Genomic DNA, 21,806 nt, shown 5'->3' on the forward strand with positions numbered 1-21,806 from the left:
CGTTTATGTGTCGGCCTCGGGCCCCGGTACCGCCGCCCAGCGCCTTGGCAGCGCGCGGCGCCGTGGCGGCCACGCAACCCGGCTGGAACCTCGGCAACACCTACGACGCCATCCCGGACGAGACCTCCTGTGGCAATCCCCCGGTGACCAGGGCGCTCTTCCAGAAGGTCCGGTCACAGGGCTTCAAGAGCGTCCGGCGGACGACGCGCGGGTGACGCTCACCTTCCGCTTCTGGAGCGGAGCGAAGCTCACGTCTCACGTCACCAAGTCGGCCAGTGCGGTGACCGGTTCACTCGCCTGATCCCAGGAGGCCAGAGCAGCCGCCGCCCGGCCCTCCCCGGCCCGCCCGGCGCCCGGGGGCCGATGCCCGCCCCCGGAGCCGTCGGTGTCACATCCGCGTGCGGTCGGTGGTCCGGCGGCGGGTGAGCAGCGCACCCAGGGCGATCATGCCGATGCCGAGGACGAAGTGCAGCCAGTCGTCGGCCGTGTTCAGCGGGACGAAGTTGGCGTCGCTGTGGTGGTCGACGATCAGGCCGTACACCCACAGCACCAGATAGACGGCGCCTCCGACGAGCAGGAAGCTGCGGGCGCCGGGCGCGGTGCGGGACAGGAGCAGTCCCGCGACGCCGAACGCCAGATGGACGAGGTTGTGCAGGATGGAGACCTGGAACAGGCCCAGCAGCTCGGCGCCGGACTCGTGGGAGGCGAACTCCATCGTGTCGTAGTTGGTGGTGATACCGGGGATGAATCCCAGGATCCCGACCAGCAGGAACACCGCTCCGACCAGCAGCGCCGCCTGCTGGACCGGGGTACGGGATCGTGCCGTCGTGCGGGGGTGCGTGGTCATGGCGGTGGCCTTCTTCTCGGGGCGCGTCCCGATGAGCGCCTGCGCGCGCCGAGTACCCCCGGTGTCCCGGAATGACGCAGGACAAAACCTGCCGTTCCGGGCAAATCCCTGGCCCGCCCCGGGCGGGCGTCAGCTCAGGGGGGCGGGGCGGTCGTAGACGTTGTCCGGTGTGACGACCTCGGTGATCGCGCGGGCGACGAGGGAGGAGGGTTCATGGCCCTCATGGGTGATGTCGGTGTTGAGCAGCAGCACCAGCGTGGCCCTCCGGGAGGGGAGGTGGACAGTGACGGTCTCATAGCCCGGCAGGGAGCCGTTGTGACCGATCCACCCGCCGGTCTCCATGATGCCGAGGCCGTACCTGGTGCCCGGGAAGCCGGTCGGCAGCATCTTGAGGCGCTCGCGCTGGGTGGCCCGGCTGAGGAGCCTGCCGGTGGCGACGATCTCCGCCCAGCGGCGCAGGTCGTGCAGGTCCGAGATCATCGCTCCGGCGGTCCAGGCCCAGCTGGGGTTCCAGTCGGTGGCGTCCACGACCTCCCCGGTGAGGATGTCGTCCGTGTAGCCGCGCGGGTGCGGCTCGGGGAACTCGGCGCCCTCCGGGAAGAAGGTGCGGTGCAGCCGGGCGGGGCGGAGCACCCGCTCGCGGAGGAACTCGGCGAAGGGGCGCCCCCCGACCTTCTCGACCACCAGCCCCAGCAGGATGAGGTTGGTGTTGCAGTACTGGAAGGTCGTGCCGGGCGCGGCGGTGTTGGGGTGCTCGAAGCCGTGGCGGAGGAGCTGCGCCGGGGTGAACGAGCGGCTCGGATCGCTGTACAGCGCCTCGATGAAGTCCTGGTCGGCGGTGTAGGGGAACAGGCCGCTGCGCATCTCGGCGAGATGGCGCAGGGTGATCCGGCGGCCGTTCGGCACCCCCTGGACGTACGCGGAGATCGGGTCGTCCAGGCGGATCTTGCGGTCGTCGACGAGTTGCAGCAGCGCGGTGACCGTGAACGTCTTGGTCTCGCTGCCGATCCGCACGAAGACGTCGGTAGTCATCGGCCGGCCCGAGGAGGTGTCGGCGACGCCGGTCGCCCGGACGTAGTTCCCCCTGCCCGGCATCCACAGTCCGGTGACAACGCCGGGGATGCCCGCCTCCCGGCGGGCCTCCTCGATGGTCCGGTCGAGCCGGGCGGTCAGTTCACGTCCGAGGCCGTCCGGTGGGCACGCCTGCCGGTCGCGGCGACCGGAGGGGGCGAGGGCCGCGGCAGGGGTCGCCGTCAGCGGGGCGAGCACGGAGCCCGCGAGCAGCGCCGCGGAGAACTGTCTGCGGGAGGGGGCGGGTCGCATGCGGTGCCTCTTCCAGGAAGGTCATCGGGTCGGTACCCGTAAGATCACCGTCCCGGCCCCTGCCGGGGACCCACCTTCGGGGCACGCTCCGGTGAGTCCACTCGTTCGGCGCCGAACGGGCCATCGCGGCCCCCCGGGGCACACCGCAGCCCCGGGATGCCCGCTCGCCGTCACCTCGTCGGAGGGCTGACGAGGGTGTTGGCGCCGGTGCGGCCGGCGATGTGGTCCTCGACGTTGGTGATCGTCGTGGCGGCGATCTGCTCGACGGCCTCGCGGGTGAAGTACGCCTGGTGGGAGGTGACCAGGACGTTGTTGAAGGTCATCAGCCGGGCGAGGCGCTCGTCGGTCATGACCTCCAGGGACTTGTCGAGGAAGAAGAGTCCGGCCTCCTCCTCGTACACGTCCAGGCCGACGCCCCTCAGCCGCCCCGCGCGCAAGGTGTCCAGCAGGGCGTCGGTGTCGATCAGACCGCCTCGGCTGGAGTTGACCAGGAGCGCGTCGTCCTTCATCAGGGCGAGGGCGGCCGCGTCGACCAGGTGGTGGGTGCTCTCCAGGAGCGGTACGTGCAGGCTCACCAGGTCGGCCTCGGTGAACAGTTCCTCCCGTCGGACGTACCGCATGCCGAGGGCCAGGCAGTCGGGGTTCTCGGCGACGTCCCAGCCCAGCAGCCGCATTCCGAAGCCGTGGGCGATCCTGGCGAACGCGGTACCGATCTTGCCGGTGCCGACGACGCCCGCGGTCCGGCCGTGCAGATCGCGTCCCATGAGTCCGTCGAGCCGGAAGTCGAACTCCCGGGTGCGGTGCGCGGCCCGGACGATCCGGCGGTCGACGGCCAGGGCCAGCGCCCAGGCGAACTCGGCGACCGCGTACGGGGAGTAGGAGGAGACGCGCGCGACGGTCAGGCCCAGCTCCCGGGCCGCCGTCAGGTCGATGTTGTTGTAGCCGGTGGCGCGCTGGGCGATCATGCGGGTGCCGCCCGCCGCCAGGGTCCGCAGGACCCCCGCGTCCAGGGTGTCGTTGACGCCGCAGAGGACGATCTCGTGGCCGTCGGCGGTGGGGGCGGTGTCGGTGTCCAGGAACAGCGCCAGGCAGCGCAGCCGGTGCCGGCCGGCGAACGCCCGGTCGAAGGCCGCCCGCAGCAGGGGCTCCTCGTCCGACTGGACGCCGTACGCGACGATCTCCACGTGCTTTCCTCCCATGAGGCGAGTGATCACTTCTCCCACCGTAGGTCGAGACCCCCGTCGCGACGGATCGGCGGACGCGGGCATCCGGACGACCGCCGCCCTGTGCGCCGGTGAGGGCGGCGGCCGTGTCGCGAGTCCTGCTGTCTCCCCTGTCAGGAGGACTCGCTGGGCGCCCTCGCGGCTCCTGGGGCACACGGGTGCGTGCCCACCGGCGAGCAGCCGCGAGGAATGGCCGGTGGAGGGCGGGGCCTCTCACGGGGCGGCTCGGCTGCCGCCGGGGGCGACACCCGCGAGTTCCGCCGCCAGGCCGGTGGCCCACCTCCTGATCGCGGGGAAGTCACGGAAGTCCCCGCCCTTCCCGGACCGGAGGATCATCCCGGCGACCCATCCCTTCGCCCCCTCCGCCAGACAGCCCCCGAAGGTGACGTGCCCTCGGGCGTCGAGCCGGGCCATGGCCTTGCGCACACCGGGGACGGGCGGGATGTCCCGCTCCGAGGCGGAGGGGTCGAGAGGTCCGCTGCTGAACAGCCACAGGGGCCGTTCGGCGAGGGCGTGACGGTGCCGGCGCAGGAAGCGCCGGGCGTCCTTGTGCCAGCGCCCCGCGTAGAGGGCGCCACCGACGATCACCGCGTCGTACGGCGCGAGGCCCGTCACGGACCCGGCGGGGAGTGCCTCGGCGGTGAGCCCGGCCTCGTTCAGGGCCTCCGCGACGGTCTCGGCGATCCTCGCGGTCGATCCGTTGGTCGTTCCATAGGCGACCAGCACGCTGATGGACATGTGGTCCGCCTCCTCTCGCAAGCCGTGGAGTGCTGCCCGGTGTCAGGCGTCGTGCGCCTGGTGCGGTACGACGGCGACCGGGCAGGCGGAGTGGTGCAGCACGGTGTGGGCGACGCGGCCGAGCTGGAGCCCGAAGTGGTGCTCCTTGTGGCGCCGGGCCCCGACGACCAGCAGGTCGAAGTCGGCGGAGGCGTCGAGGAGCACCTTGCGGGCGGGGCCCTCGGCGGTGCGCCGGCGCACCCGCACGGTCGGGTGGCGGGCGGCCGTGTCGTCGAGTGCGGCCTCCAGGGTCTCGGCGGCGCGCCGCTCGTGCAGACGGGCGGGTTCGCCCGCGAGCAGGGGGTGATCGGTGGTCTCGTGCGCGGGGCAGCGCCAGGCTCGTACGGCTTCCAGCACGGCACCGCGCCGCCGTGCCTCCTCGAAGGCGAAACGGACGGCCTCGGTGCCGTGGGCCGCGTCACCGACGCCCAGCAGGATCCGCCCGCCGGTCGACGGCCGGGGCCGCCCGTCCGGGCCGCCGCGCAGGACCACGACCGGGCAGGTGGCGTAGGCAGCCACGCCCAGGGTGACGGAACCGAGGAGGAACTCGGCGATGCCGCCTCGCCCCCGGGCGCCGAGGACCAGTGCCGTGGCCTCTCGTCCCTCCCGGACGAGGGCGTACTCCGGCTCCTCGGGCACGATGCAGGTGGACACCTCCACGTCCGGGCGGCGCTCGCGGGCCCGCCGGGCGGCGGCGTCGACGATGTCCTCGGCGAGGGTCTCCTCGGACCGCTTGCCGACATCCTCGGCGAGCGCGGCGCCTTCGTAGCGCTGCCACAGCGAGGCGTGCACCAGCCGCAGCGGCACCCCCCGCAGGGCGGCCTCGTCCGCCGCCCAGTCGACGGCCCGCAGGCTCGGCTCGGAGCCGTCGACGCCGACGACCACGGGACGTTCCATCGGGGGTCCCTCCTCGGGATGTGGGGGCACGGCCCCGTCAGGGGTGGGCGATCACGGCCACGGGGGCAGCGGCGTGGTGCAGGACCGCGTGGGTGACCGGGCCGATGTGGGCGCCGACGGGGCTGCGGCGGATCCGGCGGCCGACGACCACGAGGGAGGCGTCGCGGGAGGCTTCGGCGATGTGGTGGGCGGGGGTGCCCCAGCGGCACACCTCGGTGACGTCGACGTCGGGGAACTTCCGCTGCCAGGGGGTCAGCGCCTCGGTCAGGGCGGTGACCTGGTTCTTCCGCAGCTCGGGGCCGAGCTCCGGGTCGGCGGGGATGGCGTAGGCGTAGTACGGCGGCGGGTTCCAGCCGTTGACGACCCTCAGCGAGGTGCCCCGCCGGGCAGCGGCGTCGAAGGCGAACTCGATCACCGAGTCGTGCGGGTCCTCGGTGTCGAGGCCGAGGACGACGGGCCGGAACGGGGCGGCGGCCGACGGGATGCCAGCCGGGTCGGCCCGGTGCTCGTCGGCGGACTGCTCCCCGGCGCGGACGAGGACGACCGGCTGCTCGGCGTGCGCGACGACCAGCTGGCCGACGGAGCCCACCAGGAAGCCGCCGATGCCGCTCAGCCCACGGGAGCCGAGGACCAGCAGCGCGGCGTCCTTCGCCGCGCGGATCAGGACCTCGCCGGGCCGGCCGCTCATCTGTTCCACGGTGACGTCCACCCCGGGGTGCCGCAACCGCAGTCCTTCGGCGGCCTCGCGGGGTATCCGCTCGCTCCAGTGCTGGAGCGTCTCGGCGGCGAGCAGCGGTGCCTGGGCGAGGGGGTCGGGCACCGGTTCCCAGACGTGGACGAGGGTCAGGGGCAGGCCGCGCAGCTTCGCCTCGCGGGCCGCCCACTCGGCGGCGGCCCGGCTCTCGGCCGAGCCGTCGAGCCCTGCGACAACGGTGTTCACCATGGTTCTGCCTCCTGAACGGGGGGTGTGCTTCCAGCGTCGTGCCCCGGGGGCCGGCGGTGGAGGGGCCGCAAGTCCCCGGCAGGGGCCGAACGTCCCTGGGGCGGCCGGTTCGGCGGGCAGTCCGGACGAGTGGCTCGCGCGGGCGCGTGCCCGCGGTGGATGCTGATCCCCACGGCGGAGGGAGGCCCATGGTCCAGGGCTCGGGCAGACAGCACGTTCCGGTGTGGCGCCGCCTGGCCCCCGGGCTCGGCACGCTCCTCGGTTATCGGCGGGCGTGGCTGAAGGGCGACGTCCTGGCCGGGGTCACGGTCGCCGCGTACCTGGTGCCGCAGGTGATGGCGTACGCGGGAGTGGCCGGGCTGCCGCCGGTGGCCGGGCTGTGGGCGATCCTGCCGGCCCTGGCCGCGTACGCCCTGCTCGGTTCGTCCCGGTTGCTGTCGGTGGGTCCGGAGTCGACGACCGCGCTGATGACGGCCACGGTGGTCGCGCCGCTCGCCGCCGGGGACCCGGCCCGGTACGCGACCCTGGCGGCGACGCTCGCAGTCACGGTGGGGCTGTTGTGCGTGGTGGCCCGTGCGGCCCGGCTCGGTTTCGTCGCGGACCTGCTGTCGCGGCCGGTGCTGATCGGTTATCTGGCGGGCGTGGCACTGATCATGACGGTGGACCAGCTGCCGAAGCTGACCGGCGTCGACACCACCAGCGCGTCGTTCTTCTCGCAGCTGTGGTCCTTCGTCCGGAACCTGCCGGACGCGCATGCGGCCACCGTCGTGTTCTCCGCCCTCGCGCTGGTCCTCCTCTTCGCCGCCGCCCGGTACGTGCGGGCCGTTCCGGGCCCCCTGCTGGTGCTGGTGCTGGGCACGGCGGCCGTCGCGGCCTTCGGTCTGGACGACCGGTACGGCGTCGAGGTGATCGGTGACGTACCGATCGGCCTGCCCGGGTTCTCCGCGCCGGACCTGGGCGAGCTGCCCCGGCTGGTGCTGCCCGCGCTGGGGGTGCTCCTCGTCGGCTACACCGACTTCATCCTCACCGCGCGGGCCTTCGCCGACCGGAGCGGCGAGGAGGCGCTCGACGCCGACCAGGAGTTCCTCGGCCTGGGAGCCGCCAACCTCGGGGCGGGTGTGCTGAGCGGCTTCCCGGTGAGCAGCAGCGCCAGCCGTACCGCGCTCGCGTCCTCGGCGGGCGCCCGCAGCCAGGCGTACTCGCTGGTCGCCGGGGCGGCCGTGGTGGCCGTACTGCTCCTGCTCGGGCCGCTGCTGTCCCGCACCCCGCGAGCCGTCCTGGGAGTCCTCGTCGTCTACGCGGCCGTCCGCATGATCGACCTGGCCGGGTTCCGCAGGCTGGCGTCGTTCCGCCGCCGGGAGCTGCTGCTGGCCCTCGGGTGCCTCGCCGGGGTCCTCGTCCTCGACATCCTGTACGGGGTGCTGGTCGCCGTCGGCCTGTCGATCGCGGAGCTGCTGACCCGGGTGGCGCGCCCGCACGACGCCGTCCAGGGGCTGGTGCCCGGCCTGGCGGGGATGCACGACATCGACGACTACCCCGACGCCCGGACGATCCCCGGCCTGCTGGTGTACCGCTACGACTCCCCGCTCTTCTTCGCCAACGCGGAGGACTTCCGCCGTCGGGCGCTGGCCGCGGTGGACGCCCAGGAGGACCCCGTGCGCTGGTTCGTCCTCAACACCGAGGCGAACGTCGAGGTCGACATCACCGCCCTGGACGCCGTGGACGAGCTGCGCCGTGAACTGACCCGGCGGGGTGTCGTCCTCGCGCTGGCCCGCGTCAAGCAGGACCTGATGGACGATTTGAGGGCGTACGGCCTCGCGGAGTCCGTCGGAGCCGAGCGGATCTTCCCTACGCTGCCGACGGCGGTGGCCGCGTACCGGGAGTGGGTCGGGGACCGGTGAGGGGCTGCGGCCCGCCCCCGGTCAGGCGGGCCGCTCGGGGAGGTCGAGGTGTCTGCTCTCCCCCGGCTGGAGGCGCACCTCGCGGCCGGGCAGCCGGATGTCGATCGGGGAGCGGTCGGAGGACGGCACCGTGATCTCCAGCCGTCCGCGCTCCCGCCGCAGCCGTACGCCCCAGTGGCCCTGGTAGCGGAGGGCGAACCCGTACGAGGACAGCTCCGGCAGCGGTACCGGGTCGAGCCACAGCGCGCCCTCGCGGGTCTCCAGGCCCGTCAGTCCGCGCTGCACGAGGTCGAGGGTGCCGGCCATGGCGCCGAGGTGGATGCCCTCGCCGGTGGTGCCGCCCTGGAGGTCGGCGATGTCGCCGCGCAGCGCCTCCTGGAAGAACGTCCACGCCTCGGCCCGGCGCGCCCGGGCCAGCACCCAGCCGTGCACCAGGCCGCTGAGGGTGGAGCCGTGGCTGGTGCGGGTGAGGTAGTGGTCGACCGTGCGCCGCCACATGTCGTCGTCCAGCCGGTGGCCCAGTCGGGCGAAGACGCGGTGGAGTTCGGCGGGTGAGAAGAGGTAGCCGAGCATCAGCACGTCGGCCTGCTTGGACGCCCGGTAGCGGTTGACGGTGTCGCCCTCCGCCTCCAGGATCCGGTCCAGGCGCCGGATGTCGCCGTACCGCCGACGGTACGCGGGCCAGTCCAGTTCGGCGAGGTCGCCGTAGCCCGCGAACTGGCTGACGACTCCGTCGTGGAAGGGCACGTACAGGGTGCGTGACACCTCCTCCCACCGTTCGAGTTCGGCGCCGTCCAGGCCGGTGCGCTCGGTGAGTTCGCGGCGGCGGGGCTGGGGCAGGGTGCGCAGCAGGTCGAGCGTGCGGGCCAGCACCCATGCCGCGGTGACGTTGGTGTACGCGTTGTCGTCGAGGCCGGGTCGCGTCGCGTCGGGATACGCGTCGTGGTACTCGTCGGGGCCGACGACGCCGCGGATGCGGTGCCGCCCGAGGTCCTCGTCGTACGTGGCCGAGTCCGCCCAGAAGCGGGCGATCTGCAGCAGCATCTCGGCGCCCTTGGTGTGCAGGAACTCGGCGTCGCCGCTCGCCTCGCAGTACTGCCAGACGTTGTACGCGATCGCCGACCCGACATGGCGCTGGAGCCGGGAGTGGTCGGGCAGCCAGCGCCCGGAGCGCGGGTTGAGGTGCAGTTCCTGGGTCTCCTCCCGGCCGTCGCTGCCGCTCTGCCACGGGTAGAGGGCGCCGCGTCGCCCGACGGCGCGTGCGGCGGCGCACGCCTGGTCGAGGCGGCGGTGGCGGTAGCGGAGCAGGGCTCGGGACACCTCGGGGAAGTGCGTGTTCAGGTACGGGAGCACGAACAGCTCGTCCCAGAAGACATGGCCCCGGTACGCCTCCCCGTGCAGTCCGCGCGCGGGGACGCCGACGTCGAGGTCGGCGGTGTGCGGGGACAGGGTCTGCAGGACGTGGAAGAGGTGCAGGCGCAGGACGGTGCCCGCCTCGCCGGGCACCTCCAGGCCGGCGCGGCGCCACAGCTGGGCCCAGGCGGTGGTGTGCGCCGCGAGCAGACCGTCGAAGCCGGGCGCCCGGCCCACCCGGTCGATCGCGGCGCGCAGCGGGTCGCTGATCGCCGGGTCGCGGGAGGTGTGCAGGGCCACGGTCTTGTCGACCGTGCGGGTGGTGCCGGGCTTCAGGCGCAGCCGCACGGCCTGGGCGGCGTACGGGTGCATGTGGCGGGTGCGCACCGGGGACCCGGCGGTCAGGCGGGCCGCCATGCCGACGCGGATGTCGGAGGTGCGGGTGCGGCAGCGCAGCCACACCGTGTCCGCGCCGGCGGGGCCGGTGTGCACATGGGTGAGGTGGCGGCCGTCCAGGTCGCGGTAGCGGGGCACGCCGGCGTTGGTGACACCGCCGTCGAGCAGTGCCTCGACCTCCACCTCCGTCTCGCCGCCCGGGGTGCCGTCGACGGTGAACTCGGTGCGCAGTGCGGCGAGATGAGGGTCGGCCATGTGTACGAGCCGGCGCTGCCGCACGTCCAGGGTGCCGCCCGCGTCGAGCGCGTACCTGGTCCGGCGTTCCAGCGTGCCCGTGGCCAGGTGGAGGGCCTGGCGGTGGTCGAGCACGGTCCCCGTGTCCGGTGTGAGCCAGCCCTGTCCGGGCGGGCGGAAACGCAGCGGCAGCCAGTTGGGGAGGTTGACCATGTCCTCGTTCTCGACCCGGCGCCCGGCGACGTCGGAGGTGAGCCGGTTGTAGCAGCCGGCCGCGTAGGTGCCCGGGTAGTGCACTTCGTCGGCCGCGCATTCGGGCAGGGCCCCTCGGGTGGCGAAGTAGCCGTTGCCGAGGGTGCACAGCGACTCCCTCAGCCGCTCGTCGGCGGCCTTGTAGCCCTCGTACTCCCACGTCCAGCCGGTCACGGGGCCAGTATCGAAGACACCGGGACGCCCGTCCCGTCGGGGCGGGCGTGAGGGTGCCGGCCGGCGGGGCGGGTCAGAGGAGCAGTGCCTGCCAGTAGGTCCAGAAGCGGGTCGCGATGAGCATCCCGATCAGGGCGTACCAGGTCACGGGGACCGCCCAGTGGAACTCCCACGCGGCGGCGACGAGAGGGCGTGGCGCGTGGATGATGCCGTGGCGGAGGTTGTGCACGGTCGTGTACCAGAACATGGCGATGGTGGCGGCCCACACGAGCACGCACCACAGGCAGAGCGCGCCGATCTCGTACAGCGCCTGCGTCATGAGCCACATGCTGAAGACGACCCCGCCGAGGGTGCCGGCGTTGAGGCCGAGCCAGTACCAGCGCCGGTAGCGGGCCCCCGCCAGGAGGCCGAACCCGATGCCCGTCACGACGCCGAAGGCGATCAGGCCGATCACCGGGTTGGGGAAGCCGAACACGGCCGCCTGCTCGCTGCGCATCACGCTCGTGCAGGACACCACCGGGCTCAGGCTGCACGGGGGCACGTACGACGTGTTCTCCAGCAGCCGGAACTTGTCGACGGTGATGGCGAAGGAGCCGAGGAGCCCGAGGGCGCCCGTGACCACGAGCAGCCAGGCGAAGGCGGGCCGGGCCCCCGTGCGCGAGCCGTCGCCGGCCCGCCGGGTGCCCCGGCCGGGCGTGAGGGCCGTCGTGCTCACCTCGCACCGCCCCTCACCGTGCCGGCCGTCCTGCCCGCCGCGCGCACGGCCCGTGGTTCGGCCTGCGCCGACTCCGGCGCGGGAGCCGTCGGATCCGTGTGCCTCACCGCGACGATCATCGCTCGACCTTCCCCAGCCGTCCTCTTGCCGGACATGCGCGTCCCTCCGCCTCGGCAACCGATGGGCGCAGTCAAGCCCGGCCGGGTCGTGCGGGGGTAGGGCCGAACGGACCCGAGCGCCCGGGCGGGACGTCCCCGGAAGCGGCCGGGTCGACTCGCGCGTCGGCGCCGGCCGCCGCGGGACGGCCGGCGCCGACGAGGACGCGTCTCAGGGGTGGCTCTGGATCACTCGCCGGGCCTGATGCGGCCACGCCAGGCTCCGGACTCGCCGCCGCGCTTCTCCATGTACTCCTTGAAGCGCCGCATGTCGCCCTTCACGCGCCGGTCGACCATTCCCAGCATGTCGCCGGCCTTCTCGACGGTGCCGCTGGGCTCGATGTCCATGACGAGCTCCACGCGGGTGTGCGTGTCGTCCAGGCGCTCGAAGTGGACCGTGCCCCTCTGCCTGGTGTCGCCCGTGATCGTGCGCCAGGTGATCCGCTCGTCCGGGAGCTGGTCGACGATCTCGGTGTCGAACTCGCGCGTCACCCCGCCGATCTTGGTCCTCCAGTGGTTGTGGCGGTCGTCGAGCTGCCTGACCTCCTCGACCCCCTCCATGAACTGGGGGAACTCCTCGAACTGGGTCCACTGGTTGTAGGCGGTGTGGACGGGGACCTCGACTTCCACCGCTTCCTTGACCGTGCTCATCCGAGACCTCCTCGATGCGGGATTCGCCCCGGCCCGACCGTCACGGGTCGGCCCGGGACCTCTGCACGCCGACCGGGTACCCGTGGATCACCCGCCTACGACCGATGCGGCGGTCCGAATGTGGTCTCGGGGGGTCAGCCGGGGCTCTCCTCGGTCTCGGAGCGTTCCTTGAGGGCCTCGTCGGTGTGCTCGGGGGAGGCGTCGGGCCGGGGGCGGCCCTCCTCCTCCGGGTGGACGTCCCGTTCGCCGGTCTCGCGTTCCAAGGGGGACGCGTGCTCGCGGCGGGCTTCTCCGGAACTGGTCATGGCCGCCTCCTACAGATGCCCAGACAATGGACAACACGGACATATCGGATCCCCGGTGGGGCGGGGGCAAAACGTCGCCGGGGCGGCCCTGTGCCGGGGGCGGCCGGCAAAAGGTCACGTCGCGACGGTTGCGTATGCCGTGTTCGGCGTGAAAATGGGGCCGCGCGGTGTGTCTGCTTCGTGACGAGGTCGGGCTCCCCCGGTGGGACAGCGCACTCGGCTGGCAGGGGTCCAGCGGGCGCCGGGGATTCGGCGGCGTGCGGCGGCCGGAAGCGGGACCGATCCACCATCGCCGACGCGGACGGAAAGGCGGCAGCCATGGACTGGTGGCGAGACGCGGCATGTGCCCACGAGGACCCGGATCTCTTCTTCCCCGTAGCCGTCACCGGAGCCGCCCTGCGGGAACAGCAGGCCAGGGCGAAGGCGATCTGCCGACGCTGCCCGGTGATCCACCAGTGCCTGTCGTGGGCTCTTCAGGCCACCGGGGCACAGGGAGTCTGGGGCGGGACCTGCGAGGAGGAACGACGCGGGCTGCGCCGGCGCGGAGCCAAGGGTCGGACGGCACTCGACGCCGCCGGGTAGGCGGGTGCCGCCCGGTCATGCGACCGCCCGGCCACCCAGCGGCCCGTCCGCCGACTGCCGCGTAAGCTGGCCGCAACAGCCGTTCGGGCTTCTCGTCTTCGTCAGCCGCCAGCCGTTCCCGACCACGTCGAACGAGGTCGACAGGCGGACCGGGCAGTCCCCGTCCGATGGGGCTTGGTGTGACGGTGTACGAAGACCCGGCGCGCATGCTCGTCGCCCTCACCCGGGCCAGCCATCTGACGACGTTCGAGGAGCTGGCCGCCCTGGTCTCCGCGTACGCGGAGCGTGCCGGGATCGGCCGGACCAGCATCTTCCTGGCCGATCTGCAGCAGGACGTGCTGCGGGAGGTGACCGGCCGGGGCGTCGACGCCGGGGACGGCGGCGAGGAGCTCCGCGTCGACGCCACCCTCGCGGGCCGGGCCTTCCAGAAGGGGCTGGGCGGCGCGGTGAGCGACGGCCGGGGGCGGCACTGGATCCCGGTGGTGGACGGCACCGAGCGCCTCGGGGTCCTGCGCGTCGACGTCGCCGGCGCCGCCCCGGACCGGGAGGCGATGCAGGACCTCGCGTCCCTGCTGGGCCTGATGCTGGTGTCCAAGCGCAGCTACAGCGACTCCTACGCCCGCCTCACCCGCACCCGGTGGATGAGCCCCTCCGCCGAGATGCAGTGGACCCTGATGCCGCCGCAGACGTTCTCCGACGGCAGGGTCACCATCGCCGCCGCGATGGAACCGGCGTACGAGACCGCCGGCGACGCCTTCGACTACGCCCTGGCCGCGGACGTCGCCCATCTCGCCATCTTCGACGCCATGGGACACGACACCGCCGCGGGGCTCACCGCCAACCTGGCCATCGCCACCTGCCGCAGCCACCGCCGCCGGGGAGCCGGACTTCCGGAGGCGGGCACCTCGATCGAGACGGCGCTCCTCGAACAGTTCCACCGCAGCCGCTACGCCACCGGCATCCTCGCCGACCTCGACCTCACGACCGGATACCTGAGCTGGGTCAACTACGGGCATCCCCTGCCCGTGCTCATCCGGGGCGGCCGCTGGGTCACCACCCTGGCCTGTCCGCCCGCCCACCCCCTCGGGACCGACCTCGGCCTGCGCACCACCGTCTGCCGGGAGCAACTGGAACCGGGTGACCGACTGCTGTTCCACACCGACGGCATCACCGAGGCGCGCGACACCACCGGGCAGGAGTTCGGCCGGGACCGCTTCGTCGACTTCGTCGTCCGCCACCACGCCGACGGGGTCCCGCTGCCCGAGACGCTGCGCCGGCTGGTCCACGCGGTCCTCGACTACCACGACGGTCTCCTGGCCGACGACGCCACGGTCCTGTGCTGCGAATGGCACGGCAGCGCGTCACGGTGACGTACGGCCCGCTCACGCCCGAGGGGCCCGTATCACTCGCCGACCTTCGCCCGCTCCGGGTCCGACAGGGCGCTGTACACGAGTTGCAGCATGTCCGCCCCCGCCAGGGAGGTGAGCGCGCCCATGGCGGTCCGGGTGGCACGGGGCCACAGGAGCCGGCCCGCGGTGAGGGTGGAGGCGATCCATACGCTCATGCAGAAGGGGCAGGTGACCAACTCGCCCACCGTTTCCCCGCCGGGCCTGGACCGCGCCTCCTCATGGAGTTCGGCCGGTCCCTGCGGGCCGACGTACCGGGTGAAAGGTGCCCGCAACGGGCTGGTGACCGACGCCTTGCTCAGCAGCCGGCTGAGCCGGAACGTGGCCACGGAGGTGAGGAGCACGTCCCACGGCTCGGGCCGTTCGGGCAGGGGGCGCCCGCGCAGCCCTACGGCCGTCGCCCAGGCCGCCGTGTACGCGGAGAAACCCGCCATGGCGACCAGATAGCCGCCCAGCGGCCGCTCCTGCTTCGGGGAGTAGTTCCGTGCGGTGCGTTCGACCAGCCCGCGCACCCGTCGCGCGAGGCCGCGGCCGTCAGTCGCCGTGCCCATGAACCCACCTCGTCGCTCCTGCCGTGCTGGGCCGCCGGTCCGCCCGGCCGTTCGCCGTCGGCTCCCCGCCGTCCTGCGAGCGCAGGCGTATCTCGACGTGCCCGTCGGTGATCCGGGTGTCGAAGGCGGGCTGGGGGGCGGTGGCGGGGCCGCGTACGTTCCAGCCGTCCGAGAGGCGGAAGACGCTGCCGTGCCAGGGGCACTGGACGCATCCGTCCGCGACGGTGCCCTCCGACAGCGGTCCCGCGAGATGGCTGCACCGCTCGGCCAGCGCGTGGAGCGTCCCGCCGGTCTCGCGGACGACCAGGACCGGCACGTCGTCCACGGCGCGCCGTACGGCCCGGCCGACCGGGAACTCGTCGACGGTGCCGATCCTGCGCCAGCCCCGGGACACGACGTGCGGGACCTCTTCGGCGTGGTTGGCGCCGGAGGCCTGCCGGTAGGCGAGGTGGCCGCCGAGCATGCCGCCGGTACCGACCGCCGCGAGCCCCAGGAAGCCGTAGGCGCGGCCGGCGAAGGTCCGGCCCCTGGCGCGGGACACGAGCGAGGCGGCGTAGAGGCCGACCGCCGCCGTGTTGGCCAGGGCGTGCGCGAGACCTACGCGCTGCTGCTGGCGGTGCAGTTCCGCCCAGTCGACGGCGCCCGCCAGGGCCGCCGGAGCGGCGGCCGCCAGTCCGACGCCGATGAGGAAGCCGGCCTCGCGGGAGCGGCCGGGTCGCAGGTCGAGGGCGGCGGCGGAGAGCCAGCTACCGATGGGGACCTGGACCATCAGCGGATGGGCCGGGTGCCCCAGCGGGCGGCCGTGCAGCAGGTCCCGGCCGCGCCCGAGCGGCAGGGTTCGCACGCCCTTGCGCAGCGCGCCGATCACCGCGTCGGCCCGTGGTTCCCGCTCCAATCGGTCCAGCAGCCTCAGGACCCGGTTCTGTGCCGTCCGACGGCGTGGTGTGGGGCTCATGGCCTGCGGGTCCCCGCCGATGTGGACGGCAAACGGACGGTTCGGCGCACCGTGGTCCCGCCCTGTTCGGGTACCCGCACCCCATTCCGCACCGGTGGGCGCCTCCCCCGAACATCTGCCGCGACCGCGTCGGGCCGGACGCGGTGCGCAGCCTGGGCACGCCCCGCCTCGACGAACGGGAGACGGCCGTGGTGCTGGTGCCCGGGCTGGGGGCGCCCGGGTATCTGCTGCGCGCGCTGGAGCGCTGCGCCCGGTCGGGGCCGGCGCGTCCGCTGGACGTGCCGGGGTTCGGCGACCCTTTGGGGCCGGCCTGCCAGGAGACGCTCGGGCCGCTCGCAGACCTCGTGGCGCGGTGGCTGACCGCGGTCCCGTGGGCGCCGGTGGTCCTCGCCGGGCACTTCACCGGTGCCCAGGCCGCGCTGCACGCGGCCGTGCGGGTCCCGGACCGGGTCCGGGCCCTCGTCCTGCCGGCTCCCACGTTCTCGCCCGCCCTGCGGCGGACGCGTCCGCTGTTCGCCGCGGCCGCCCGTACGGTCGTCCACGAGGATCCGGGGGTCGTGCCGACGGTGCTGCCCTCCTGTCTGAAAGCCGGTCCGCGGCGGCTGCCGGCCTGTGTCCGGTCGGCGCGGAAGGACGCCCCGGAGGACGTCCTGCCCTCGATGTCCTGCCCGGTCACGGTCGTGTCGGCGGCGGACGACGCGCTCTGTCCTCCGGACCGGGCCGAACTCCTGGCCCGCCGCGCGGCCTCGGCCCGTACCGTCCTCGTCCCGGGCGGGCACGCCTTCCCCCACCCGTATCCCGCCGTCACCGCCGACCTGTTGCTCCGGGCGCGGGTCTGACACTGCGCCGGGGTCGGCCCGGCCGGGGTGGCCCCGGCCCTCAGGCGTTGAGGGCCGCGAGCACCACCGACCTGGCCTCCTCCTGGACCCGGCTCAGGTGGTCGGGGCCGAGGAAGGACTCGGCGTAGATCTTGTAGACGTCCTCGGTGCCGGAAGGGCGGGCCGCGAACCAGGCGTTGGCGGTGGCGACCTTGATCCCGCCGAGGGCGGCGCCGTTGCCCGGGGCCTCGGTGAGGACCGTGGTGACCGGTTCACCGGCGAGGGTGTCGGCGGTGACCTGGCGCGGCGACAGCTTGGCGAGCAGCGCCTTCTCCTCGCGGGACGCCGGGGCGTCGACGCGCGCGTAGGCGGGGGCGCCGAAGCGTCCGGTGAGCGCGGCGTAGTGCTGGGAGGGGCTCTTGCCGGTGACGGCCGTGATCTCGGAGGCGAGGAGGGCCAGGATGATGCCGTCCTTGTCGGTGGTCCACACCGAGCCGTCGCGGCGCAGGAACGACGCGCCCGCCGACTCCTCGCCGCCGAAGCCGAGCCTGCCGTCGGACAGGCCGTCCACGAACCACTTGAAGCCGACCGGGACTTCGACCAGTTCCCGGCCGACGTCCGCCGCGACCCGGTCGATCATGCCGGACGACACGAGGGTCTTGCCGACCCCGGCACCGGCCGGCCACTGGTCCCGGTGCGAGAAGAGGTACGAGATCGCCACGGCCAGATAGTGGTTGGGGTTCATCAGGCCGCCGTCGGGGGTGACGATGCCGTGCCGGTCGGCGTCGGCGTCGTTGCCGGTGGCGATGTCGAACCGGTCGCGCCGCTCGATGAGGGAGGCCATCGCGTACGGCGAGGAGCAGTCCATGCGGATCTTGCCGTCCCAGTCCAGCGTCATGAAGCGCCAGGTGGGGTCGGTGAGCGGGTTCACCACCGTGAGGTCGAGCCGGTGCTGTTCGGCGATCCTGCCCCAGTAGGCGACGGAGGCGCCGCCGAGCGGGTCGGCGCCGATGCGCACACCGGCGGCCCGGATCGCGTCCAGGTCCAGTACGGCGGGCAGGTCGGCGACATAGGTGCCGAGGAAGTCGTAGCGGCCGGTGCCGGGGGCGGCCAGGGCGCGGGTGTACGGGACGCGCCGTACGTCCTTCAGGCCGCCGGTGATGATCTCGTTGGCGCGGTCCTGGATCCAGGAGGTCGCGTCGGAACCGGCGGGGCCGCCGCTCGGCGGGTTGTACTTGAAGCCGCCGTCGGCGGGCGGGTTGTGCGAGGGGGTGACCACCACGCCGTCGGCGAGGGCGGAGGCGCGGCCGCGGTTGTGGGTGAGGATGGCGTGCGAGACCGCCGGGGTGGGCGTGTAGCCGTCGGCCTGGTCGATGAGGACGGTCACGTCGTTGGCGGCGAACACCTCCAGCGCCGTGATCCGCGCGGGCTCGGACAGGGCGTGGGTGTCGGCGCCGAGGAAGAGGGGGCCGTCGGTGCCCTGGGCGGCGCGGTATTCGCAGATGGCCTGGCTGGTGGCGGCGATGTGGTCCTCGTTGAACGCCGCCGTGAGGGACGAGCCGCGGTGTCCCGAGGTGCCGAACGCCACCCGCTGCCCGGGCTCCGCCGGGTCGGGGTGCAGCGCGTAGTACGCCGTGACCAGGCGGGCCACATCGACGAGGTCCTCGGGTCCGGCGACCTGCCCCGCTCGCGCGTCCTGCATTTCCCGCTCCTCCGCAAGGGTCGACCGTTGGGTACGGCCCTCATTCTCCCCCGCCGGGCGCGTCGGGACGCGCACGGGGCGGCCGTTGTGGCGCACGTCCCGCGGGTGCGACGATGCGGGTCGGCGAACGAGGGGACACCGACGTGACGCAGGAGCACCAACGGCCGCCCGCCGCCGTGCTGTTCGACGCCCTGGGCGCCGACTACGAGAAGGCGTTCGCCCATGCCCCGGCGCATCTCGCGACGCTGGAGTGGCTGGTCGAGCGGCTGCCTCCCGCCGCGCGGACGCTGGACGTGGGCAGCGGCACCGGGCGGCCCACCGCCGCGGCGCTGGTCGCGGCGGGGCACTCGGTGCTGGGGGTCGACCTCTCCCCCGTCATGGTCGAGATCGCCGAACGCCAGGTGCCCGAGGCCGAGTTCCGCCGGGCCGACATCCGCGATCTCCCGCTGGAGGCGGCCTCCTTCGACGGTGTGTGCGTGTTCTTCTCGCTGCTGCAGATGACGCGCGCCGAGCAGTCGGCCGTGCTGCGGCGGCTGGCGGCGGCCCTGAAGCCCGGCGGGCATCTGGTGCTGGCCACCGTCCCGGTGGACGTGGAGGACGTCGAGGTGGTCTTCATGGGCGAGCCGGTCCGGGCGACCAGCTTCGCCGAGGAGGACGTCGTCGCCGTGGTGGAGGCGGCGGGCCTGACGGTGCTGTCCCGCGACTCCACCGTCTTCACCCCGGACCATCCCGGCGCCGGCCCCGAGCCCCATCTCTTCCTGCGCTGCCGGCGCGACGGAGCCGACCGCTGACGGGGGCCGTGTCGGGGCGCGGGCGTCCGGGGGTGCGGTTACCGTCGGCGGTATGGGCGGTGATCTTCGAGGCTGGCGGCGGTGTCTGCTCGGCGGGGCGGTGTTCGCCGTCTGCATGGCCGGCACGACGCTGCCGACTCCCCTCTACGGCCTCTACCAGGAGAAGTTCGGCTTCTCCGAGCTGACGGTCACCGTCGTCTACGCGGTGTACGCCGTCGGGGTCATCGGGGTGCTGCTTCCCGCGGGCAACGTCTCGGACTCCGTGGGCCGTCGTCCGGTGCTGCTGTGGGGGCTGGGTTTCGCGGCGGCGAGCGCCGTCTGCTTCCTGTGCGCCACCGCCATGGGCTGGCTGTACACGGGGCGGCTGCTGTCGGGCCTGTCGGCCGGTCTGTTCACCGGGGCCGCGACGGCGTACGTGATGGAACTGGCGCCGCCCGGCGGTGCCTCGCGGGCGACGTTCGTGGCGACCGCGGCGAACATGGGCGGTCTCGGCTGCGGCCCGCTGCTCGCCGGTGTGCTCGCTCAGTACGCCGACCGGCCGCTGTATCTGCCGTTCGCCGTTCACCTCGCTCTGGTGGCCTGTTCGGCCGTCGTGCTGATGGGCCTTCCGGAGACCGTGCGGGAGCGGCGGCCACTGAGCGCCGTACGGCCCGAGCGGCCCGGTCTGACGCCGGCTGTCCGGGCGGTCTTCGGTCCGGCGGCGACCGCCTCCTTCGTGGGGTTCGCGCTGTTCGGGGTGTTCACGTCGGTGAGCCCGGCCTTCCTGGCCCAGTCCCTCGGCATGCACGACCACGCGGTGAGCGGTCTGGTCGTCGCGCTGGCCTTCTTCTCGTCCACCGCCGGGCAGTTGGTCGTCGGCCGGGTCGGTGTGGGCCGGTCGCTGCCGCTGGGCTGTGCCGCGCTCCTGACGGGGCTGGCGCTGCTGGCGGGGGCGCTGTGGTGGGAGTCGCTGCCGCTGGTGGTGCTCAGCGCGGTGGTCGGCGGGGCCGGGCAGGGGCTGGCGTTCCGCGGGGCGTTGTCCGCCGTGGCCCGCGCGGCCGAGGCGGACCGGCGCGCGGCCGTGATCTCCGCGCTCTTCGTGGTGGCCTATACGGGCATCTCCGTCCCGGTCATCGGAATGGGCCTGCTGACGGAACCCATCGGGCTGGAAAGCGCCGGCCTGGTCTTCATCGCCTGCATGGCCCTGCTGGTGTCGACCGCGGGCCTCTATCTCCTGCGCCGCCCGGTGCCCGCGCCGGAGGCCGATCAGGCCCGCTGAGCCGACGGGGCGGGATGGTCACTTGACCCCTGGGACGGTCACTTGACCGGCCGGACGGCTGGCATGGCGCATCACCTGACTCATGTGCAACCGCAGCCCACTCCCACTCTTTACTGTTCGCCCGGTGGCGGTGCAAGCGGGTGCGGCACCCGAAGGCGCGGGGCCCGCACTCCTCGCCGAGGAGCGGGGCCCACTCGTGCCACGGCCGGGGCTTCGGTTCGTCAGTCCGTGTTCCGCGGGGTGCGGTACCGCTCCGCGAGGCGGGCCAGGGCGACGGCGGCGAGGAGGAGACCGAAGTCCCGCAGGGCCACGTCGTAGTAGTCCGGAATGGTCAGCAGGTTGACGATGATGCCGGCCAGCCAGCCGGCCACGAGCCAGCCGCCGAACCTCGGGGCCAGGGCGACGGTGAGGCCGGCGACGATCTCGATGACGCCGACGGCGTACATGGCGGCCTGGGCGCTGCCCGGGACCAGGTCGTCGATCCACGGGGCGAGGTAGATCGGCCAGTCGACGAGCAGGTTGGCGAACTTGTCCAGGCCGAACAGGATCGGCGCCACGGCGAATCCCGTCCGCAGGATCCAGAACGCCTGGTAGCCGGGGTCGGTGGCGAGGCCGCGCCGGGGCGTGACAGGTGTGGTGCTGAGGGTGGACGGCATGACCGGCTCCTTCTATCGACAACTTTCACTGTCAATAGAAGCGCCGCCCGGCTCTTAAGTCAATGGGTGTTGGTTTTACACTGGTGTTCGTGGACCACTCGAAGGAAGCACCCGGCGGTGACGTCTCCGCCGTCGCGGCACTGGACGAACCGACGCGCCGCCGGCTGTACGACCACGTGGCACGGCAGTCCGACCCCGTCGGCCGGGACGACGCGGCCGAGGCCCTCGCTCTGGCGCGGCAGACGGCGGCCTTCCATCTGGACCGTCTGGCGGCCGAAGGGCTGCTGGAGGTGGTGTACGAGCGGCGCAGCGGACGCAGCGGCCCGGGCGCCGGCCGGCCCGCGAAGCTGTACCGGCGCTCCGACAGACAGGTCAGCGTCACCCTGCCCGAGCGGCACTACGAACTGGCCGGGCGGCTGCTGGCGCAGGCCGTGGAGGAGTCCGACGCGACCGGTGAAGCGGTCCGCGCGGTGCTGCACCGCAAGGCGACGGAACTGGGCGAGCGGCTCGGCGAGCAGGCGTCCGCCGGTGTGACGGAGCTGCTGGAACGCCATGGCTTCGAGCCGCGCCTCGACGGCGGGACGATCGTGCTCGGCAACTGCCCCTTTCACGCGCTGGCCCGCGAGCACACCGAGACGGTGTGCGGAATGAACCTGCACCTGCTGCGCGGCGTGCTGAGGACACTGGGCAGTGAGGAGGAGCCTTGGGAGGCACGCCTCATGCCGTCACCGGGCCACTGCTGCGTCCGCCTGCTACCCGCCGCCTGACCGGCGGGACCCTCCTCCCTCGGGGGCGAGCCGATCAGGGCCACGACCCGGTGGCCGCCGATCAGCGGTTCCCCTGTCCCCCCGTTATGTTTTTCGCGGTCCTGCAAGAGGGCCGCTGGCCTCCGGGCCCGGCATGACTGTTGCCCCCTGTCGATGGGATGACCTGGGGGGTGG

The 21,806-nt window shown here is 73.4% G+C and carries 23 protein-coding genes; 9 read left to right on the top strand and 14 right to left on the bottom strand.

Annotated elements, in window-relative coordinates; translation table 11 throughout:
• Positions 1 to 62 precede the first annotated feature (62 nt).
• Together ACZ4Z2_RS27590 and ACZ4Z2_RS27595 are read left to right on the top strand one after the other, a co-directional pair.
• Positions 63 to 215, top strand: a complete 153-nt coding sequence (locus ACZ4Z2_RS27590) for a hypothetical protein (protein WP_468079527.1) — start codon at positions 63 to 65, stop codon at positions 213 to 215.
• On the top strand, positions 212 to 301 hold the full coding sequence (locus ACZ4Z2_RS27595) for a hypothetical protein (RefSeq protein ID WP_468079528.1): 90 nt from the start codon (positions 212 to 214) through the stop codon (positions 299 to 301). Before ACZ4Z2_RS27590 ends, ACZ4Z2_RS27595 begins: the two co-directional genes overlap by 4 nt.
• A gap of 87 nt (positions 302 to 388) precedes the next feature.
• On the opposite strand, the gene ACZ4Z2_RS27600 is transcribed toward ACZ4Z2_RS27595, so the two are convergent.
• From ACZ4Z2_RS27600 to ACZ4Z2_RS27625, 6 genes are all read right to left on the bottom strand, one after another.
• Positions 389 to 847 carry a DUF4383 domain-containing protein gene (locus ACZ4Z2_RS27600; protein ID WP_468079529.1) on the bottom strand — a complete coding sequence of 153 codons (459 nt, stop codon included), beginning with the start codon at positions 845 to 847 and terminating at the stop codon, positions 389 to 391.
• A gap of 129 nt (positions 848 to 976) precedes the next feature.
• Positions 977 to 2,170, bottom strand: coding sequence for a serine hydrolase domain-containing protein (locus ACZ4Z2_RS27605; RefSeq protein WP_468079531.1), 1,194 nt, complete (start codon positions 2,168 to 2,170; stop codon positions 977 to 979).
• Positions 2,171 to 2,340: 170 nt separating this feature from the next.
• Positions 2,341 to 3,354 carry a 2-hydroxyacid dehydrogenase gene (locus tag ACZ4Z2_RS27610; protein ID WP_468079561.1) on the bottom strand — a complete coding sequence of 338 codons (1,014 nt, stop codon included), beginning with the start codon at positions 3,352 to 3,354 and terminating at the stop codon, positions 2,341 to 2,343.
• 252 nt (positions 3,355 to 3,606) lie between these two features.
• Entirely contained in the window at positions 3,607 to 4,131 is a 525-nt protein-coding gene (locus ACZ4Z2_RS27615) for a flavodoxin domain-containing protein (protein ID WP_468079533.1), read from the bottom strand.
• A gap of 42 nt (positions 4,132 to 4,173) precedes the next feature.
• Entirely contained in the window at positions 4,174 to 5,067 is an 894-nt protein-coding gene (locus tag ACZ4Z2_RS27620; protein ID WP_468079534.1) for a universal stress protein, read from the bottom strand.
• Positions 5,068 to 5,104: 37 nt separating this feature from the next.
• The gene (locus ACZ4Z2_RS27625; protein WP_468079535.1) at positions 5,105 to 6,010 is read right to left on the bottom strand and encodes a universal stress protein; all 906 of its coding nucleotides are present in this window, start codon (positions 6,008 to 6,010) and stop codon (positions 5,105 to 5,107) included.
• Positions 6,011 to 6,198: 188 nt separating this feature from the next.
• Between ACZ4Z2_RS27625 and ACZ4Z2_RS27630 the strand changes: the two genes are divergently transcribed.
• Positions 6,199 to 7,911: a SulP family inorganic anion transporter gene (locus ACZ4Z2_RS27630; protein ID WP_468079536.1), complete on the top strand. Its 1,713-nt coding sequence runs from the start codon at positions 6,199 to 6,201 to the stop codon at positions 7,909 to 7,911.
• A gap of 21 nt (positions 7,912 to 7,932) precedes the next feature.
• Here the strand turns inward: ACZ4Z2_RS27630 and ACZ4Z2_RS27635 are convergent, their stop codons facing one another.
• The 4 genes from ACZ4Z2_RS27635 to ACZ4Z2_RS27650 form a co-directional block, all read right to left on the bottom strand.
• Positions 7,933 to 10,320, bottom strand: coding sequence for a glycoside hydrolase family 65 protein (locus ACZ4Z2_RS27635; protein WP_468079538.1), 2,388 nt, complete (start codon positions 10,318 to 10,320; stop codon positions 7,933 to 7,935).
• Between the two features lie 73 nt (positions 10,321 to 10,393).
• The gene (locus ACZ4Z2_RS27640) at positions 10,394 to 11,035 is read right to left on the bottom strand and encodes a vitamin K epoxide reductase family protein (protein ID WP_468079539.1); all 642 of its coding nucleotides are present in this window, start codon (positions 11,033 to 11,035) and stop codon (positions 10,394 to 10,396) included.
• Positions 11,036 to 11,379: 344 nt separating this feature from the next.
• Positions 11,380 to 11,841, bottom strand: coding sequence for an SRPBCC family protein (locus ACZ4Z2_RS27645; protein WP_468079541.1), 462 nt, complete (start codon positions 11,839 to 11,841; stop codon positions 11,380 to 11,382).
• A 134-nt stretch (positions 11,842 to 11,975) separates the two neighbouring features.
• Positions 11,976 to 12,146 carry a hypothetical protein gene (locus tag ACZ4Z2_RS27650; protein WP_468079542.1) on the bottom strand — a complete coding sequence of 57 codons (171 nt, stop codon included), beginning with the start codon at positions 12,144 to 12,146 and terminating at the stop codon, positions 11,976 to 11,978.
• Between the two features lie 318 nt (positions 12,147 to 12,464).
• Here ACZ4Z2_RS27650 and ACZ4Z2_RS27655 point away from each other — a divergent pair, with 318 nt between their 5' ends.
• Entirely contained in the window at positions 12,465 to 12,728 is a 264-nt protein-coding gene (locus ACZ4Z2_RS27655) for a WhiB family transcriptional regulator (protein WP_468079543.1), read from the top strand.
• Positions 12,729 to 12,934: 206 nt separating this feature from the next.
• Positions 12,935 to 14,098 carry a PP2C family protein-serine/threonine phosphatase gene (locus ACZ4Z2_RS27660; RefSeq protein ID WP_468079562.1) on the top strand — a complete coding sequence of 388 codons (1,164 nt, stop codon included), beginning with the start codon at positions 12,935 to 12,937 and terminating at the stop codon, positions 14,096 to 14,098.
• Between the two features lie 32 nt (positions 14,099 to 14,130).
• On the opposite strand, the gene ACZ4Z2_RS27665 is transcribed toward ACZ4Z2_RS27660, so the two are convergent.
• The gene (locus ACZ4Z2_RS27665; RefSeq protein WP_468079545.1) at positions 14,131 to 14,685 is read right to left on the bottom strand and encodes a DUF1360 domain-containing protein; all 555 of its coding nucleotides are present in this window, start codon (positions 14,683 to 14,685) and stop codon (positions 14,131 to 14,133) included.
• Entirely contained in the window at positions 14,669 to 15,640 is a 972-nt protein-coding gene (locus ACZ4Z2_RS27670) for a Rieske (2Fe-2S) protein (protein ID WP_468079546.1), read from the bottom strand. Before ACZ4Z2_RS27670 ends, ACZ4Z2_RS27665 begins: the two co-directional genes overlap by 17 nt.
• A gap of 143 nt (positions 15,641 to 15,783) precedes the next feature.
• Here ACZ4Z2_RS27670 and ACZ4Z2_RS27675 point away from each other — a divergent pair, with 143 nt between their 5' ends.
• The gene (locus tag ACZ4Z2_RS27675; RefSeq protein WP_468079547.1) at positions 15,784 to 16,479 is read left to right on the top strand and encodes an alpha/beta fold hydrolase; all 696 of its coding nucleotides are present in this window, start codon (positions 15,784 to 15,786) and stop codon (positions 16,477 to 16,479) included.
• A 40-nt stretch (positions 16,480 to 16,519) separates the two neighbouring features.
• On the opposite strand, the gene pgm is transcribed toward ACZ4Z2_RS27675, so the two are convergent.
• Positions 16,520 to 18,160: a phosphoglucomutase (alpha-D-glucose-1,6-bisphosphate-dependent) gene (gene pgm / locus ACZ4Z2_RS27680; protein WP_468079549.1), complete on the bottom strand. Its 1,641-nt coding sequence runs from the start codon at positions 18,158 to 18,160 to the stop codon at positions 16,520 to 16,522.
• A 113-nt stretch (positions 18,161 to 18,273) separates the two neighbouring features.
• On the opposite strand from pgm, the gene ACZ4Z2_RS27685 reads away from it, so the two are divergent.
• Both ACZ4Z2_RS27685 and ACZ4Z2_RS27690 read left to right on the top strand, forming a co-directional pair.
• Entirely contained in the window at positions 18,274 to 18,951 is a 678-nt protein-coding gene (locus ACZ4Z2_RS27685) for a class I SAM-dependent methyltransferase (RefSeq protein ID WP_468079551.1), read from the top strand.
• A 52-nt stretch (positions 18,952 to 19,003) separates the two neighbouring features.
• Positions 19,004 to 20,209, top strand: coding sequence for an MFS transporter (locus tag ACZ4Z2_RS27690; protein WP_468079552.1), 1,206 nt, complete (start codon positions 19,004 to 19,006; stop codon positions 20,207 to 20,209).
• A gap of 221 nt (positions 20,210 to 20,430) precedes the next feature.
• Here ACZ4Z2_RS27690 and ACZ4Z2_RS27695 read toward each other — a convergent pair whose 3' ends face one another.
• Positions 20,431 to 20,865: a hypothetical protein gene (locus ACZ4Z2_RS27695; protein ID WP_468079554.1), complete on the bottom strand. Its 435-nt coding sequence runs from the start codon at positions 20,863 to 20,865 to the stop codon at positions 20,431 to 20,433.
• An 83-nt stretch (positions 20,866 to 20,948) separates the two neighbouring features.
• Here ACZ4Z2_RS27695 and ACZ4Z2_RS27700 point away from each other — a divergent pair, with 83 nt between their 5' ends.
• The gene (locus tag ACZ4Z2_RS27700; protein WP_468079563.1) at positions 20,949 to 21,632 is read left to right on the top strand and encodes a helix-turn-helix transcriptional regulator; all 684 of its coding nucleotides are present in this window, start codon (positions 20,949 to 20,951) and stop codon (positions 21,630 to 21,632) included.
• Positions 21,633 to 21,806 lie beyond the last annotated feature (174 nt).

This window comes from Streptomyces sp. NPDC030183 (assembly GCF_055573455.1).

Bases quoted from the DNA above. Each gene is read 5' to 3' on its own strand.
- ACZ4Z2_RS27660 (WP_468079562.1), top strand. From the start codon at position 12,935: ATGCTCGTCGCCCTCACCCGGGCCAGCCATCTGACGACGTTCGAGGAG.
- ACZ4Z2_RS27665 (WP_468079545.1), bottom strand. From the start codon at position 14,685: ATGGGCACGGCGACTGACGGCCGCGGCCTCGCGCGACGGGTGCGCGGG.
- ACZ4Z2_RS27690 (WP_468079552.1), top strand. From the start codon at position 19,004: ATGGGCGGTGATCTTCGAGGCTGGCGGCGGTGTCTGCTCGGCGGGGCG.
- pgm (WP_468079549.1), bottom strand. From the start codon at position 18,160: ATGCAGGACGCGCGAGCGGGGCAGGTCGCCGGACCCGAGGACCTCGTC.
- ACZ4Z2_RS27615 (WP_468079533.1), bottom strand. From the start codon at position 4,131: ATGTCCATCAGCGTGCTGGTCGCCTATGGAACGACCAACGGATCGACC.
- ACZ4Z2_RS27605 (WP_468079531.1), bottom strand. From the start codon at position 2,170: ATGCGACCCGCCCCCTCCCGCAGACAGTTCTCCGCGGCGCTGCTCGCG.
- ACZ4Z2_RS27695 (WP_468079554.1), bottom strand. From the start codon at position 20,865: ATGCCGTCCACCCTCAGCACCACACCTGTCACGCCCCGGCGCGGCCTC.
- ACZ4Z2_RS27655 (WP_468079543.1), top strand. From the start codon at position 12,465: ATGGACTGGTGGCGAGACGCGGCATGTGCCCACGAGGACCCGGATCTC.
- ACZ4Z2_RS27625 (WP_468079535.1), bottom strand. From the start codon at position 6,010: ATGGTGAACACCGTTGTCGCAGGGCTCGACGGCTCGGCCGAGAGCCGG.
- ACZ4Z2_RS27685 (WP_468079551.1), top strand. From the start codon at position 18,274: ATGCGGGTCGGCGAACGAGGGGACACCGACGTGACGCAGGAGCACCAA.
- ACZ4Z2_RS27650 (WP_468079542.1), bottom strand. From the start codon at position 12,146: ATGACCAGTTCCGGAGAAGCCCGCCGCGAGCACGCGTCCCCCTTGGAA.
- ACZ4Z2_RS27600 (WP_468079529.1), bottom strand. From the start codon at position 847: ATGACCACGCACCCCCGCACGACGGCACGATCCCGTACCCCGGTCCAG.
- ACZ4Z2_RS27645 (WP_468079541.1), bottom strand. From the start codon at position 11,841: ATGAGCACGGTCAAGGAAGCGGTGGAAGTCGAGGTCCCCGTCCACACC.
- ACZ4Z2_RS27670 (WP_468079546.1), bottom strand. From the start codon at position 15,640: ATGAGCCCCACACCACGCCGTCGGACGGCACAGAACCGGGTCCTGAGG.
- ACZ4Z2_RS27630 (WP_468079536.1), top strand. From the start codon at position 6,199: ATGGTCCAGGGCTCGGGCAGACAGCACGTTCCGGTGTGGCGCCGCCTG.
- ACZ4Z2_RS27620 (WP_468079534.1), bottom strand. From the start codon at position 5,067: ATGGAACGTCCCGTGGTCGTCGGCGTCGACGGCTCCGAGCCGAGCCTG.